16 protein-coding genes are annotated in these 15,952 nt (G+C 39.2%); all 16 read right to left on the reverse strand.

Translation table 11 applies throughout. The features are described from left to right. Positions 1-2: 2 nt before the first annotated feature. On the reverse strand, positions 3-335 hold the full coding sequence (locus tag MKY01_RS22805) for an HNH endonuclease (RefSeq protein ID WP_339287240.1): 333 nt from the start codon (positions 333-335) through the stop codon (positions 3-5). 451 nt (positions 336-786) lie between these two features. Further along, positions 787-1,281, reverse strand: a complete 495-nt coding sequence (locus MKY01_RS22810; RefSeq protein ID WP_221821899.1) for an SMI1/KNR4 family protein — start codon at positions 1,279-1,281, stop codon at positions 787-789. 26 nt (positions 1,282-1,307) lie between these two features. After that, the gene (locus MKY01_RS22815; protein WP_253502147.1) at positions 1,308-1,748 is read right to left on the reverse strand and encodes an SMI1/KNR4 family protein; all 441 of its coding nucleotides are present in this window, start codon (positions 1,746-1,748) and stop codon (positions 1,308-1,310) included. A 100-nt stretch (positions 1,749-1,848) separates the two neighbouring features. Beyond that, positions 1,849-2,388: a T6SS immunity protein Tdi1 domain-containing protein gene (locus MKY01_RS22820; RefSeq protein WP_253502149.1), complete on the reverse strand. Its 540-nt coding sequence runs from the start codon at positions 2,386-2,388 to the stop codon at positions 1,849-1,851. 160 nt (positions 2,389-2,548) lie between these two features. After that, positions 2,549-2,995: an SMI1/KNR4 family protein gene (locus MKY01_RS22825; RefSeq protein WP_253502166.1), complete on the reverse strand. Its 447-nt coding sequence runs from the start codon at positions 2,993-2,995 to the stop codon at positions 2,549-2,551. Between the two features lie 15 nt (positions 2,996-3,010). Then, a complete protein-coding gene (locus MKY01_RS22830; RefSeq protein ID WP_339283613.1) occupies positions 3,011-3,136 on the reverse strand; it encodes an HNH endonuclease in 126 nt (41 codons plus the stop codon). Between the two features lie 463 nt (positions 3,137-3,599). Next, positions 3,600-4,124, reverse strand: coding sequence for a hypothetical protein (locus tag MKY01_RS22835; RefSeq protein ID WP_253502169.1), 525 nt, complete (start codon positions 4,122-4,124; stop codon positions 3,600-3,602). Between the two features lie 175 nt (positions 4,125-4,299). Further along, positions 4,300-4,554 (reverse strand): Imm3 family immunity protein, encoded by a 255-nt coding sequence (locus MKY01_RS22840; RefSeq protein WP_339283616.1) that lies wholly within the window; start codon positions 4,552-4,554, stop codon positions 4,300-4,302. Positions 4,555-5,592: 1,038 nt separating this feature from the next. Next, positions 5,593-6,117: a hypothetical protein gene (locus tag MKY01_RS22845; protein ID WP_339283618.1), complete on the reverse strand. Its 525-nt coding sequence runs from the start codon at positions 6,115-6,117 to the stop codon at positions 5,593-5,595. Next, on the reverse strand, positions 6,101-8,893 hold the full coding sequence (locus MKY01_RS22850; RefSeq protein WP_339283620.1) for a hypothetical protein: 2,793 nt from the start codon (positions 8,891-8,893) through the stop codon (positions 6,101-6,103). Before MKY01_RS22850 ends, MKY01_RS22845 begins: the two co-directional genes overlap by 17 nt. Positions 8,894-9,054: 161 nt before the next feature. After that, positions 9,055-9,510: a hypothetical protein gene (locus MKY01_RS22855; protein ID WP_221821884.1), complete on the reverse strand. Its 456-nt coding sequence runs from the start codon at positions 9,508-9,510 to the stop codon at positions 9,055-9,057. Positions 9,511-9,527: 17 nt separating this feature from the next. Next, positions 9,528-10,493, reverse strand: a complete 966-nt coding sequence (locus MKY01_RS22860; RefSeq protein ID WP_253502177.1) for a hypothetical protein — start codon at positions 10,491-10,493, stop codon at positions 9,528-9,530. A gap of 17 nt (positions 10,494-10,510) precedes the next feature. Then, the gene (locus MKY01_RS22865; RefSeq protein ID WP_221821881.1) at positions 10,511-11,107 is read right to left on the reverse strand and encodes a hypothetical protein; all 597 of its coding nucleotides are present in this window, start codon (positions 11,105-11,107) and stop codon (positions 10,511-10,513) included. 193 nt (positions 11,108-11,300) lie between these two features. Continuing rightward, on the reverse strand, positions 11,301-11,780 hold the full coding sequence (locus tag MKY01_RS22870) for an immunity protein YezG family protein (protein ID WP_154897029.1): 480 nt from the start codon (positions 11,778-11,780) through the stop codon (positions 11,301-11,303). Between the two features lie 4 nt (positions 11,781-11,784). Next, positions 11,785-15,525 carry a DNA/RNA non-specific endonuclease gene (locus MKY01_RS22875; RefSeq protein ID WP_339283621.1) on the reverse strand — a complete coding sequence of 1,247 codons (3,741 nt, stop codon included), beginning with the start codon at positions 15,523-15,525 and terminating at the stop codon, positions 11,785-11,787. After that, positions 15,500-15,937, reverse strand: coding sequence for a DUF4280 domain-containing protein (locus MKY01_RS22880; protein ID WP_221824334.1), 438 nt, complete (start codon positions 15,935-15,937; stop codon positions 15,500-15,502). The genes MKY01_RS22875 and MKY01_RS22880 overlap by 26 nt, the downstream gene beginning before the upstream one ends. Positions 15,938-15,952 lie beyond the last annotated feature (15 nt).

Raw genomic sequence — 15,952 nt, forward strand, 5'->3', positions numbered from 1 at the left:
GTTTATTCTCCTTTATAATCATTTTTTCCCTTAAATGTAGACTGACCACCTATATGCCTAAAGTCCCTATGGATATCCTTCTGAACAAGAACCATTGTCTTTCCATCTTCATGATGATGCCAAGTGTACCCTGTTGGAGGTTTTTTTAGTTCAGAAACTGGTGGATCAGAATCCTTATTTAGTCCTGCTTCTAAGTTCGCCGTCTTAGAGTCCGCCTGAGGGTTTTTAGTAATAGTAATTTCTATTGTTACTGCTAGTTTAATAGTTGGATGGTAATATGCTGAAAAGTCAGGATACCCATTAGGATAAATAACCGATATTCCACTTTTGTTAATATATGTCCACCTTTATCCTACCATTTTTAGGGACAGGTGAATTCATAGGCTTCGTTTCCATTACTTCTTAAGTCATATCCGACAGTTCTAACTTCTTACCTTTACCCGTCTCCACAGTGCCTTCCGTATTTTCCTTCGGATTGTTTGTATCCTATTCTACCTTTGGTTTCTTCGGTTCGGATGATTTAGACGGTTTCGCATCGACTTGCCGTTTACCTTCGCCTTTTTTTTAGATGGAGATGGCTTCCACGTATTCACTTCATTCGGCGTTTCATTTTTTTCTGGTTTCGTATTCGATTTGGTGCTATTTTTCGGCGTTGTCGGTGCATTAGGTTCATTCATTTTATTTAGAAATCTTTTCTCACAAAAAGACCCATTCCACCTGAATAATACTGATGAAATAGGCCTTATAATTTTAACTTCTAATTTTTGAAATTATTCACGATTATTCCTACGTCTGAGAAACAAATAAACTATCCAAAAGGTCAGTGAAACTTTCTGTGATCAGTCTGATATGTTCTTCCTCTAGAGGAAGTTTCTTTTCAATATAATTGTCATAATCCATATCGAAATGATACACACTCCCTTTATTAGGTCCTTCTACTACAATACAAACTAAATTATTCCTCGGTGTCTCACCTATTGGATAATAAATTCTCGATAAAATATTTGCTTCTGTGTACAGACGATACTTTTGTTCTGAATTATTATTTAAATTATTAGACAAAGGAAAAAACATCAAAATAGAAGACTCTATTTCACCTTCTTTTTGGTCATCATTTGTAGTAAATCTCCTTCTAGTACCAGTTTTTCCACCATTCTTTAACATTAAAAATTTCTTATAATCATCAGGGAAAATCATATTATACTTCTTCTCGACTATCTCAATCTCCTGAAGACTTACAGGAGGATATGAACTTTTAATAATATTTTCATCTATATTCATACTTATCCACCCACCTATTAAGAAAGTCAATAATATTCATCGCTGGCCTCATGTAATGTTTCTAAGAGCTCAGAAAAACTGTTACATACCTCAGTAATGGAGTCCTCACCAAATTCTTCATTGTTAAGAAAAACAACTGAAGGTGAATTTTTACTTTTTCGGTAATCAAAGCAAAGCTGATTGCCAAAAGGATCTGTTCCAAATGGAAATATCTCTTTTGGCATGAAATCACTTATAAATTCATAAACTAAAACAATATTAGGCTCACTTGTAAAGCTTAGTAAATGGTCAAAAACTCCCTCTCCTCCATCATCATAGGAAAATATATTTGGTACAGGATGCCCACCATTATAGTTTTTAACACATTCTCTATAGTCATCAGGAAATTGTATACCATATTTTTTTTCAACCTTATTAATTATATCTTCACTAATATCTCCAACCGTACGTTCCCAAATTATTCCCATTGCTTACTCTCCAATTAGCTTTTATATACCTCCTATAGATGCCCCTTATAGAAAATAATCCATACTTTTAAACATTTATATCGGTCTCCATTTTTTATTTTCATTCCATTGGTCCCATAAAATGATTGATTATATATATATGCTCAATAAATTTAACTTTTTTTAAATTCTCAACTTTCTCTGCTCCACCTAATCCTAAAAGAGGCACATAGCCAAAACATTCATCGTAAGCAGGCTCTCCATATTTTTCAAACGCTTCAAGATAGGGAGACCAGTCAAGAGCTTTATTCAAAAAATATTCATCACTTATGTCCCCAAAAAAGTACTTAAAATTTTTCCCTATAACATTTACTTCATGCTTTCTGAAGTTAAGCGCCATTAAGTATCCATCTTCCCAAATCAATATATCTCCCATTGCTGTTGTAAATAGAGGAATTGCTAATTTTGCTCGACTGTAGGTATCTTGTAATAATTCTAAATACTGATCAGGATTAATAATTTTCAGATATCCATTGGAAAGACTACCCAGTCCATATTCCTTCCATACTTCAATTAGTTCAACAGGAATTCTCGATCTGTATTTCTCGATAATGCTTATAGGTATTTCTTTCTCAAAAACGAAATTCGGAATAGATGGCATACTTCTTTATACCTCCTTTAGCTCTTAAAACATTTCCTGTTTGAATCGTTTAGTGTTCTATCTGCTGGTTGTATTGTACGATCTGTTGTAAATATTTGTGTAACATTAACAGGCCTAAGTATATTGTTTTGTTTATTAAGTTAACAATGCCAAAAAATCTTTAAAAACTTTCCGCCAAAAAATAACTCACTGGATCGAATTCACCAGAATTTGCGTGATCCCAGACACAAACATTAGGAGAATTTCTAGATTCACGAAAATCTAAGCATATAAAGTCACCAGAAAATAGAACAGCTACTGGTAACAAGGAAACTCCTATTAAGTCCTCATCATCAATTAATCTCTCATCAAGTTGAGATTTTGTGGCATCAATATCAAATATTCCAAATCCATTGTCGGTTGGATCTTCAAGAATGCACAAAAATCTAGTAATTAAGTAATTATGACTATTACAACTAAAAGAACATCTTTCTGGAATGCCTCTGTTGTTTATCTTAACAAATTCTTTATAGTCTGAAGGCAATACTACCCTCCAAAAACCTTCTTCTTTTGACAATACCTGATCAGTTGGTAATGGATAGATAATAGATTTTGCTCTCGTTTCCACAATTTTTTTCCTCCCTTATCTCGGTGCATCTGCCCATATTCCGGTTGATCTACCACCATTATGAGTAGTAATGTTGTGTATACCAAAGGGAACTAATTGCATTTTCCCCGGTACTTCTGTGATGCCATGTATAAGGTCCATCGTTAACCGATTTCATTATGTCTTCCGGTAAATTTTATTCAGCCAGTGAAACTGCTCTGTGTCACCTTTTTTCCACAAATCTTTTGGAAGGTAATCTGTGTGCACTAATACACCAGCCCCTCGAAATCAGCAAAGCCGAAACAAATACCTTCTACTTTCTTTCACTTCAATTTTTGGTATAAGCTTTAATTCCGCAGCTTTATTTCTAATCAGTTTTCTTTGTTTACCTGTTAAATCAGCACCTCCCTGTACACTTTTTCGTAATTTATAAAAATCTATTACAAAACAGATCGACACCATTGGCTCTTTGACCAGGATCGATCTGTTTTATTTATGCCTATATCTACTTTGTTTACATTTCTTTTTCCGATCCCACTTATATACTGTCTTATCAGCGTATCCCGGACCTACTCCAAAAAATAATAACTTTTGAACTGATTAGTCTTCTAAAACCACTTTACGATTACTTTATTTTCTCATCCCAATTTTTGTCCAGTTTATCCAGACTATTTTCACTAATATCCATTGGTTCAACCGTGCTCATTTCTACAAAAACAATTCGAGAACGTGCAGCCCTTCCATAGGTTAACTCTCCATTATGGTATCTTATCCTCCCGCCTCTACTAAACAACTTTATAATTGGAGTATAGAGTCCTTGGAATTCAAGTGCTATCGACTCGTTTTCACCAGATAAATATGCCCATTTCAAATAGCTTTTACAAACTGATTTGACTAACCACTCATCCTTAATTTCGTTTAATTCATCACAGTATCCATATATTTCAATTGGCAACTTTATATCACAGATATCTGCTGCACTAAACACTGCAAGTCTCTTGTTAGGTTCTTGATCTATAAAATCATAAAAATGAGAACCTCTCCTTAAAAACTCATATAATAATATTCCATGTGAAGGTTTGTTAGGTTCTTCATTCTCCCAATTAATGTTTCTTATAATGGTTCTGGCATCTTCAAATATCTGATTCAACTAGCTGCCCTCCTAAAATTTAATTATATTAGTTAAATTATAAGATAGTGTCATCCGAATTAAAATATGGGAAATACTTTTGCGGAGGAGGTGCAAGATCATGAGCCCCCTCGTTAGGTGTTTTTCCAATCATACCTTCTATTAGATTTTATGATTCAATTTTACGATATGGTACTCATGATTTATAATTTTGAAGCTTAGTTAATACTTCCTTGATTCGTATAGAAAGATCTGATTGCTCAGCTTCTGTTAATTGTTCATCCACTTCATTCATATCGAATTTCTCGAATTCGCTTTTTATTTTCACAAATTCACGGATAAGTAGTTCTGCAAGTGTTGTTTTAACAACAATTTTCTCACTAAGTGTACTCCTACATTCACGATCGAAACGCTCCATTATTTGCTCAACGAGCCCACTCGTATCTTTCATGTCATTAATGATATTCCCAAAGTAATTTTTAACTTCATTCTCCATTTAATAGCAGTACAATCTTGAATATGGAATATATTCCGCATGTATACTTTCGATTCTATCAAGCACCATATCTCTTCGTTCTAATATGTCCTGGTACTCATCCGGAGTCGTTTCAAGTTGCAACTTGTTTAAATCTAAAGAATTTAATCCCTCAACTATCCTCTGTTTTGATTTTATGAATATACTTGAATGTGTTAAATAAATTCTTCCTTCTGCAATTAATATTACTGATTTCTCCCTTTCGCCTCTTTTTTGTATACCGAAGTATGCCTCAGTGGTACAAGCAAGTGCTTCAGCATTTACTCATTCTCTCGCTTTTATAATCAAAATACCTTTCATAAAAAGCACCAAATAAAGCTTCATAATTTCGTTTCATCTGCTTATCTCCTTTATTAAAACTCAACTAATTTGTCACCATTGTGGATTACTTCAATATCAATATTTGGATAATCTTCGTGGAATTTCTTAATAACTCTGCTCACTACTTGTATAAGTATTAATTTCAGTAAATAATTTTATTTTCCCATGGGCTTGTGAAGGATCATTTAATTTATCCAGTCTAGCAGCTAAATCATTTAGGATCTTATATCTGTATCATTATCTCCAAATCTTACACCTCCTCCTCTATCCGGCGCATGAGTAGCCTCATACTTAGGTTTAGGTAGCTTTATTGAATAATCAGCATAGTCTTTTGCCTTGTTATCACGATTCGATCCACTATGTGCATAAAATTCCTTTTTGTTTATACCTTCGATATTCACTTCTGAATATGCAAAATTCAGTTCATCTACAGTAGTGAGTAAATTTAAGAAACGTAATAAAGCTAAGAAAGAAAAAAAGTCAGTTGCGGTAATATACTTGACTCGTTATCTCCTGCTCCTTAATTGGCCGTGCATGGTGCGCATGGATGTTGGAGGTACAAATCAAAAAAACGGTCAATCATGGTAATATCTGACCATAATTGACCCGTTCGAGGTACGATATCGAGATTAACTAAACATCATTATTATTAAGATCAATTCTCTCCAAATTAGAGTCACTTATATCGGTTTCTAGCCTACTGCTATGAAAATCAATCCAATTTTCAAGAACAAAAGCAGCACTACCACAACTCAAAGCCCTGTCGCTATCGAATCTTAGTTTCCCACCTCTTTCAAAAAACTTAATAATTGGTTCATAAATATTTGCTACTTTTAAGACTTCCGATAAGCCTTTTTCAACAACATATGCTGTTTCTAAATAATTTCTACATATTTTATAGTGTATAGGGTTGTTAATGTCAGGCAAACTTTCATCCACAATCCTATCAATTTCTAGCAGCAAATCATTGTTTTCAATATTTAGGACTCTAACTGGACTTCCTATTGGGCTTTGATTAGAAGTATAAGAACTTGTAAAGACAGCAATTCTTCTCAAGTATTCAGCTAACAGAGCTGAATGTGATTCTTTGGGCTTTTCTCCTGTATTCCAGTCTATTTCATTTATTTTTTTCACCGCACTACTAAAAGACAATCTCATATTCATCACCTTTTTTGATTTTATAAAATCTCGAACTTTCCTCCTTATATCCAGGAAATGTTCCAAATTCAGGTTGTGGTACAGCATTATCATGTGCACCAGGAGGCTTTGATTTCCAGGTTTTCGACTCGAAATCCCAAGAACCTGGATGCCTATAGTATTCTTCCCCAGAATCCATTCGGGCTTTTTCATCTAATTCATGTGCTTTTAACTGTTGAAACCATTTTTTCTGATCAGGAGTCAGTTCTCCATCCAGAACTTTGTGATAAGCATATATTACTTCGGGATCAGGTGTTAATCTAGTTTTATAAAAGTATAAACCTTTCTCATCGTAAGCTGGAAGATCATATTTATTAAGAAACAGATGTGATTTTAAATCAATTGCATCCTGTAACTCCAAACCTGTATTCTTAGCAAAATCCTCTATATCTTTCAATCCTGTACTTCTTATTTCTTCAGCTTTCTTTTCAGCAGCAATTTCAATCTTAAATTTAAATTCTTCCTCGGGAGGATCACCATACCTCTTCGTATCTTTTCCCGTCCCCTCAGCCTCTGATTCACTTTTTTGTCTTTCTTCCTCTTCCCTTTTACTTTTCTCCTCCTCTTTTTTCTTTTTATCATCTTTACCTTTTCCTTTTTTCTTAGATGAATCCTGTTTCCACTGATTATGACTGTTGGGAGTCTGATTATCTTTTTTGTTAGCGCTAGATGAGCTTGTTCCTTCACCTTCACTCGACTTTTTCCCTGTACCTGTATTCGATCCTGTAGTATCCGCTTCTCCGGTTGTTTGGGTCTTCTTACTGGTATTCGGAGTTGGATCCTCTATCTTTCCACCACTTGATGATCCTGTTTCTTCATCATCGCCAGGCTTCTTCCCTGTACCTGAACTTGAACCCGTACTATCCGTTTCACCGCTAGATTTGGACTTCTTACTAGTGCTCGGTGTCTGACCCGTTTTCTTGCCACTGCTTGGTGAGTTTGTGCCTTCACCGTCGCCAGACTTCTTCCCTATACCTGGACTCGATGCAGTAGCATCCGTTTCACCTGACGATGAAGACTTCTTACTGCTGCTCGGGGTCTGATTCGGTTTCTTGCCATTGCTGGAGGAACTTGTTCCTGCCCCGTCACTTGACTTATTCCCAGCGTTCGAGCTTGTTTTCCCTCCAGAACCCACTTCCCCGGCATTCCCCGACTCTTTGGGCTTGTTTTTTCCCAAGTTGCCCCAAGGCTGAAACCGGATGACCTGGCTCTCTTTATAATAATCGCTGAAGGCTTTAACAATCACATCTTTTGACTTTTTCACAAATGTCTTTGTTTTGCTTGTAGCCGGTTTGTCTGTCGTCGTTGTTCCTTTAGAAGCAGCACTCGGAGAACCCGTTGTACCTGGGTGGTCTGAGGGTTCGGGTACACCTGAAGAACCCTTTTTCGTGCTTACTCTGCCCGTAAATCCATTGAACTCCCCGTCCAATCCTTTCATAGTCATCTCGTGTTGCTCGAATTCACCCATCAGGGTAGATAATTCTTCTTCGCTCATGGGAGCCATAATTCGCCGGGCAAGATACTTCTTCTGTTCGACCGTCAGATTCTGTTTCTGCCAGTAATTATAGTCACCCATTTCCTCGGCGGTGATGTCTATTCTTCCGATATCTCGAGCAATGCCGTTATGATAAGGGCCAAAAAAGAGTTCATATTTAATGTCATTCTGCTTCACATCCCCATAATACACGAGTGCTTCCTTCAACTCTTGGTCAACCTGTTGATGCGCCCAATGCTCCCTCGTATTGCCTGGAATCTGATAATACATCTGGCTAACTTCCTTTTCCTGCTGATGCAGTTTCTTCACAAAATCCATAAAGGAAGTAGCCGTGCTTAACTCTCGTGCTGCTGAGACAACTTTACCAAATAATTGGTGCTTATAAGCCTCTTGTTGCTGCATCTTGCCCACGAAATCACCATTCAGATGATTCAGAAGTTGTAGGGCCGAAGGCTTAAAGGATCCTACACTTGGGATGTTCCCGATCAAGCCGATTGCTGCAGCGCCAACGACAACGGCCTGTGCCGCAATGGCTGGTGCACCTCCAAGCATACCCAAAACGGGGATCATGCCCGCCATGGCGACCGCTGCACCAAACAGGGAGACCTCCTTCATGTTAACCACGGAAGGCTGCATAGCAGCTGCTTCGGCTGCATTTGCTGCTTGAGCTGCCTCATATTGTTCAAGCGGAATAAGGGGCGGCTCCGGCGGCAAATCAGCTACCACGACCGGTGCCTTATGGCTGCCTTCCTGTTGGAGCAGTCCAGCACGAACATCAGCTTGTCCATCCAATATAAAGCTGCTTCCTCCGCCAAGAAGCCAAATTGCTTCAGGGGCGGTTGCTTTAATCTGACCTGCTTTAAGTGATAGACTGCCACCCTGAATCGAGATGTTACCTGCACTCTGCATCATTACACCTTGGTCATTCAGTGTGATGATTAATCCAGCTCCAGCCTGTACGGTCATCTCATCCGATGACATACCAATAGATGGTCCGTCAGGATGGCCCCACAGTTTGTGTTGCGTTCCACTGGAAACCGAACGCTTGCTTTCGGGGACTGCATGACGAATATAAGCCTTGGACTCGCGACTTCCGGGAATGTACAGTTTCACCGTGTCACCAAGCTCTGGCATCAAGAGCAGATAGATCGTGGTTTTCGCATATGATGATCTTCTAGCATCATACGATGTGCAGTCATGAGCAACCCGGACTCCATACTGTTTATCCAAATCTTTAGTCATTTTTCTTATTATGTTTCACTGAATTTAATTCTTAAGACTTTATGGATCATATAGTTGATCAGAGTTTTGACTTTTAAAACGCAAGATTAACCCTTTCTAAAAAACCTCAAAACAAATAAGCCCCAGTCAAATAACTGGAGCCTGTCTGACTTATCTCTGAACTAAATATACAACTGGATATGACGCTCTTTTTCAGGAATATCTTCATCTTCTAGTAAATCCACTTCGGTTAGCGCACCCTCATGCTTAAGTTCGGCGATGAACAATGCATAGAAGTCTCCTGCTGTCGGATAGGAGAATAAACCATATCCTTTTCGAGAAATCAGCTTGTTTACCTCCCTAATTTTCTCAGGGAGATATTTGTAGTCAAACTCTCCCAACTCTTCTAGCTGATCTGCAGTTCCCAATTCGATATCATAGGCATACTCATAGTCTAAGATGTAATTGACGATTTCCTGATCCACTTCTCCTTTGTAGTCCAGAAATAAAAACCGTTTGGTCGCTAAGCCATGATTCAGCATACTATAATACGCCAGTGATTCATCCGGATCATTCAAAATTATGTCGATATCCTCTGTATCATCGAAAATTAACGGCACCAAATCTTCATCTGCCATGCAGTCTTCCTCCTCTCCTATTCAAACAGAACTCCATGGTGGTTTGGGATATACTCTGGATAGTTTTTGCGATAGAAGTCATCAATCATTCGTAAAACGGGATCCCATTCTGGATACGGTTCAGGATCTTGAATGTTCATTTTAGCCTCCGGTAAGTTCATCAGGAAATCATCAAAATGACTTGGATTGGGCAGACCTTGTTTTTTTCTCACATGAAGCAAATACAAAATTTCATAAGGATAAAAAGCGTAATCATAATTTCCAAACTCAAGCGATTTTCCTAACTCTGAAGCAAGCGTGGAATGATGTTCGGACATTCTTCCAATTAAATGCGTAATTTCATCCACATCAGGTGTATTCCATTGTTCCAATACTTCTCTGTAGATTCCAAGTTCTTCGGGAATCAAGCCACATGGCTGTTCCCGATTTGTTAATGCGGATTTCACAGCCAAGTGAACATATTCATTAGTTCCCTCAAGTTCTTGCTTGGTATGTTGGAGATATAACTCTAGTAAAAACCAGATATGTTGATTCCAATCATTCGCTTCCATTAAATTATCTCCAAGATATTTGACTATAAAATCAAAAAATATCTTTTCCTCTTTTACCCATCCGTATAAATTGAAGTGTATTAATGCGATGATGCTATACTCGAAAGAATAATCAATCAATTTCAGGCTCGGATAACGCTCTCTATAAATATGACTACCCATGCACTGATAAAATTTTATTTGTTGGTTTTTTTTTAGCGCACTTACATTTCGACCGTTTTTAATCAATACGTCATTTTTCCACACATCTAACCAAAAGGAAGATATATTATCCATATCAATTAATAGAATGTGATCTCTCTCTGTATCATTAATATCGATGATTTCAACAATCTCATTTTTACCTTCTTCGTATTCATTTACGGCATTACTACCAAAAAAGTTTTTGACATACCTTTTGTAGGCCAAATGCATTTTTTTTGAATTAACCATTGTGTTCTCCTTAAGTTTTATTTTATCTCCTTACTCCAATCTTTTACTTTTACAACATCTACTCCAAAACCAACCGAAGTTTTCGAAATATCAACCTCTACTCTGATATACTCAAACTCCAACCCTGGGTTATCTTTTAAAAGTTTCTTGTACTTTGCTTTAAAATCCGCAAAACTTTTATTTTTACGGCTTGACATCACTTCAAAATATTTAGCACCACCCAGTTTTTGCTCTGTTGAATAATTGAAATTTCCCCACTCGGAAGTCTTAGCCTCAATCATGGTTAATTTAGGAGGCGGACCTTTGGACAAAAAGGCTCCATCTATGCCGTTCCTACCAACTTGAAATTGATCGGAAATATCCTTACCCAGATTGTTGTTTATTGCGATTTTTTTCGCAACTTCCTCGCCAAAATCACCCTTATCATGATCATAATATTTTGTATTATCGATTTTTCGCTCATACCCTTCTACACTGGATAAATCAAATTTACTACTTATATCATCTGGAGTATCCAGTTGATTGATTGAATACCTTACTCCGTTGTCTTGACTGATCATCAGCTTATTTAAAAGTTGTGAGAAAACGAAGGTAATAAAAAAGAGGTCAATCATGGTGGTATCTGACCATAATTAACCTGTTTGATGTATAGGAATAGCGTTATTTAAATTATAAAATTAAAGCAATTGATTTGCGTACAACCGAAATGATGAAATCTTTATACGGGTATTACATGGGTTAGTTGTGTTATTGGTCGAATGATGGATGTAATCGGCACTGGGTAGTCCTACCAAAGAAAAATGGCATTTAATTCGCTTCTTCAAACTGCTTCATTTTTTCGATCTTTATTCTGTCATTCTCTTCTTGTGGAATATTATTCAGATATTTACTTTCCCAATATTCTAACCTGTCTGAAGGGCCAAAATTGGATTCTCCCCATTTTGTATAGTCGTATATTATATTTAATTTTCCTTCAGATGTAAGTTTCATGGTTATTGAAAACCAAGGCTCTTGTCCATCTTCTATAAATATATTTTTTAGATCATTGGTAACTTTCAACAACTTTCTCATAGTTTTTTTATATATTTCTGAATTAATATTGTAATTCTTCAAAATATCTCGGCAATAAACATAATCATGTTTATTTATTGGTTTGAAGAAAAAGAAAACACCCCCTTCTCCATTTTCTACCTCGCCATTAAAATAAAAATTTTCCCAATCTTCAGGTATCAATTCATTTATTGTTTCTGCTATCTCTCTATATAAATCATTCATCTGCTGTTCCATTCTACTAACCTCCCGGTTGATTCTGTATTGTAATAGTAACTTCTTTTTTCTTCCCTATTTGGTAAGTTACTTCGAATGAATGTGGTCTCATTGAACTTCCTGAATAGACTGGTTCAATTTTCACAGTAACTTTTTTAGGTGGTACTTCATTCAGAGCATTCGCCCATTCAGTTTCCATTTCATACCATTTTCCGCCACTTCGATTAATTTGGCTATTCTGTGGCACTAAGTTATCGATATCCTTTGGTCCTTTAAACTGTGCCCCTATCAAGTGTCCACCATCGTCATCAGGTAACCTACCTTGCCCTTTTCCTACCGTCCTCTGGGCATATTCACTACGGTCTCCTTTACCAAGTACAAGTGCTCCTTCACATTCAATAATACGCCCTTGACTGTCCGTACGATAATTATAACCATCTGGTGATGTGTATTCTATATTTGGTTTTAAAACTTTTTTTCTATTCTTTCTTGTAAAATGATCTCCATACTTAACTGTTTCATAGACTATTGGTGGCGGTATAACAGCTTGTCCCGTCCCCTCAGCCTCTGATTCACTTTCTTGTCTTTCTTCCTCTTCCCTTTTACGTTTTTCCTCCTCTTTTTTCTTTTTATCATCTTTTCCTTTTTTCTTCGATGAATCTTGTTTCCACTGATTATGACTGTTGGGAATCTGATTATCTTTCTTGTTAGCGCTAGATGAGCTTGTTCCTTCACCCTCGCTCGACTTTTTCCCTGTACCTGTATTTGATCCTGCAGTATCCGGTTCTCCGGATGTTTGGGTCTTCTTACTGGTATTCGGAGTTGGATCCTCTATCTTGCCACTACCTGATGATTCTGTTCCTTCACCATCGCCAGGCTTCTTCCCTGTACCTGGACTCGATGCAGTAGCATCCGTTTCACCCGATGATTTGGACTTCTTACTAGTATTCGGTGTCTGACCCGTTTTCTTGCCACTGCTTGGTGAGTTTGTGCCTTCACCGTCGCCAGACTTCTTCCCTATACCTGGACTCGATGCAGTAGCATCCGTTTCACCTGACGATGAAGACTTCTTACTGCTGCTCGGGGTCTGATTCGGTTTCTTGCCATTGCTGGAGGAACTTGTTCCTGCCCCGTCGCTTGACTTATTCCCAGCGTTCGAGCTTGTTTTCCCTCCAGAACCCACTTCCCCGGCAGTCCCCGACTCTTTGGGCTTGTTTTTTCCCAAGTTGCCCCAAGGCTGAAACCGGATGACCTGGTTCGCTTTATAATAATCGCTGACGGCTTTAACCATCACATCTTTTGACTTTTTCACAAATGTCTTTGTTTTACTTGTAGCCGGTTTGTCTGTCGTCGTTGTTCCTTTAGAAGCAGCACTTGGAGAACCTGTTGTTCCTGGATGGTCTGAGGGTTCGGGTACACCTGAAGAACCCTTTTTCGTGCTTACTCTGCCCGTAAATCCATTGAACTCCCCGTCCAATCCTTTCATAGTCATCTCGTGTTGCTCGAATTCACCCATCAGGGTAGATAATTCTTCTTCGCTCATGGGAGCCATAATTCGCCGGGCAAGATACTTCTTCTGTTCGACCGTCAGATTCTGTTTCTGCCAGTAATTATAGTCACCCATTTCCTCGGCGGTGATGTCTATTCTTCCGATATCTCGAGCAATGCCGTTATGATAAGGGCCAAAAAAGAGTTCATATTTAATGTCATTCTGCTTCACATCCCCATAATACACGAGTGCTTCCTTCAACTCTTGGTCAACCTGTTGATGAGCCCAATGCTCCCTCGTATTGCCTGGAATCTGATAATACATCTGGCTAATTTCCTTTTCCTGCTGATGCAGTTTCTTCACAAAATCCATAAAGGAAGTAGCTGTGCTTAACTCTCGTGCTGCTGAGACAACTTTACCAAATAATTGGTGCTTATAAGCCTCTTCTTGCTGCATCTTGCCCACGAAATCACCATTCAGATGATTCAGAAGTTGTAGGGCCGAAGGCTTAAAGGATCCTGCACTTGGGATGTTCCCGATCAAGCCGATTGCTGCAGCGCCAACGACAACGGCCTGTGCCGCAATGGCTGGTGCACCTCCAAGCATACCCAAAACGGGAATCATGCCCGCCATGGCGACCGCTACACCAAACAGGGAGACCTCCTTCATGTTAACCACGGAAGGCTGCATAGCAGCTGCTTCGGCTGCAGCTGCTGCTTGAGCTGCCTCATATTGTTCAAGCGGAATAAGGGGCGGCTCCGGCTCTGGCGGCAAATCAGCTACCACGACCGGTGCCTTATGGCTGCCTTCCTGTTGAAGCAGTCCAGCACGAACATCAGCTTGTCCATCCAATATAAAGCTGCTTCCTCCGCCAAGAAGCCAAATTGCTTCAGGGGCGGTTGCTTTAATCTGACCTGCTTTAAGTGATAGACTGCCACCCTGAATCGAGATGTTACCTGCACTCTGCATCATTACACCTTGGTCATTCAGTGTGATGACTAATCCAGCTCCAGCCTGTACGGTCACCTCATCCGATGACATACCAATAGATGGTCCGTCAGGATGGCCCCACAGTTTGTGTTGCGTTCCACCGGAAACCGAACGCTTGCTTTCGGGCACTGCATGACGAATATAAGCCTTGGACTCGCGAGTTCCAGGAATGTACAGTTCCACCGTGTCACCAATTTCTGGCATCAGGTAGAGTCCGCTGTGACCTTCGGCGACGTAAGATGTCGATAAAGGATATGGACAGGAAGATTCTGCTTTAATCGGACCATCTTCGATATACAGTTCCATCTGTACACGATCACCAATAATGCGGATTACTTCACCGTATAAGGAGAGGCCAATGAGATCCAGAAGATCGGATCGTGGAACCCGAATATGGTCTTCCAACATCATACGATATGTAGTCATGAGCAACCCGGATTCCAATCGGGATTCCGCTTGAGTTACCGTTAATTCTTTCCCGTCAGGCAGTTCGACTTTATCACCCAAAGCATAGGTTTCATAACACTCCATCGTATAGATGAGCGCCCCCTGTGTACCTTTGGGATCCTGCATCATATACCGATGCTGTTCATCCCCATGCCAATTCAGATGGCCCATTTCTTTCTTGACATGATATGGACGATCCAGAGGCCATTTCCACAACTTGCCCATGGGCAACCCGAAGAACAATTTCGGTGAAGCCGCTGTCACTTCAGGCACCAGTACGGTACCAAACCGGGAAGCCAAACGTCTCAGAAACATCCAGTCGGTTTCTCTATATTGTAAAACAAGTTCTCCCAATTGGGTATTCTCTGTGACATTATCAATTACATCCGAGTAGGTATACGCCTTCATCACGTATTTAACTAATTCGCCATAGGACATCGCCCTGTTCTGGAATGCTCGCTCGGATATTTCAATGTCCATCTGATATGTATTCGATATGGCCTCTAGCTCGAACCTGTATATGCCACCAACCAAATGTACAGTTAATGAAGTCATCACGCCATGAAACAGACGCCTTACAGATTTCCCCATTTGATCTAGCTGTCTTAGTACAATCGGTTCTCCTTCAGCCTGGACATGAAGGATGCCTGGTCCATCTTCCTCCGGTATAACGCCGCTAATATATAACTTCGCATGCTCATTAATCTGTCGGGTAATTCGGATTTCTTCCAGCCATTGCACTTTATACGGCCAATATAAACGGAGTTGTTCGTATCCGATGCGTTCCTGTACCTTTTTCATGGATTCGTTCATCTCAAAAATCCAGCTGCTGTCCGTCATCCTCGATGACGATATCTCCACCATACAGACACTTATGCGTACAGTGACCAAGTAGAGCAGCTTTCCCTTCCACCTTGGCATCTCCTTTGCCATGTAGCCAAGGCATAGTCAATACAGGTACACACGGTGCTTTCTTCACCCCATAGATATCCACCATCATACTGTTGGATACAGCCGGATTCTCCATATTGGAGCAATTTCCAAATGATCCAATATGGACTCCAGGTACATAATCTTCAATCGTCAACTGAGCCTTGCCTTTGATGTAAACGCCATGACTAAATGGGATCTTCAATCGGGTACGCTGTGTACCACAACTGCAATGCAGAATCGCTCCGGCAACCACATAACTCTTGGAATCTCCTGTAGCAGGTTGAAGACTGATCTCACTCTCTTGATTACCTTGTGTCATTTCGCCTCTCTCCTC

This window comes from Paenibacillus sp. FSL R5-0486 (assembly GCF_037975155.1).
Taxonomy (GTDB): Bacteria; Bacillota; Bacilli; order Paenibacillales; family Paenibacillaceae; genus Paenibacillus; species Paenibacillus amylolyticus.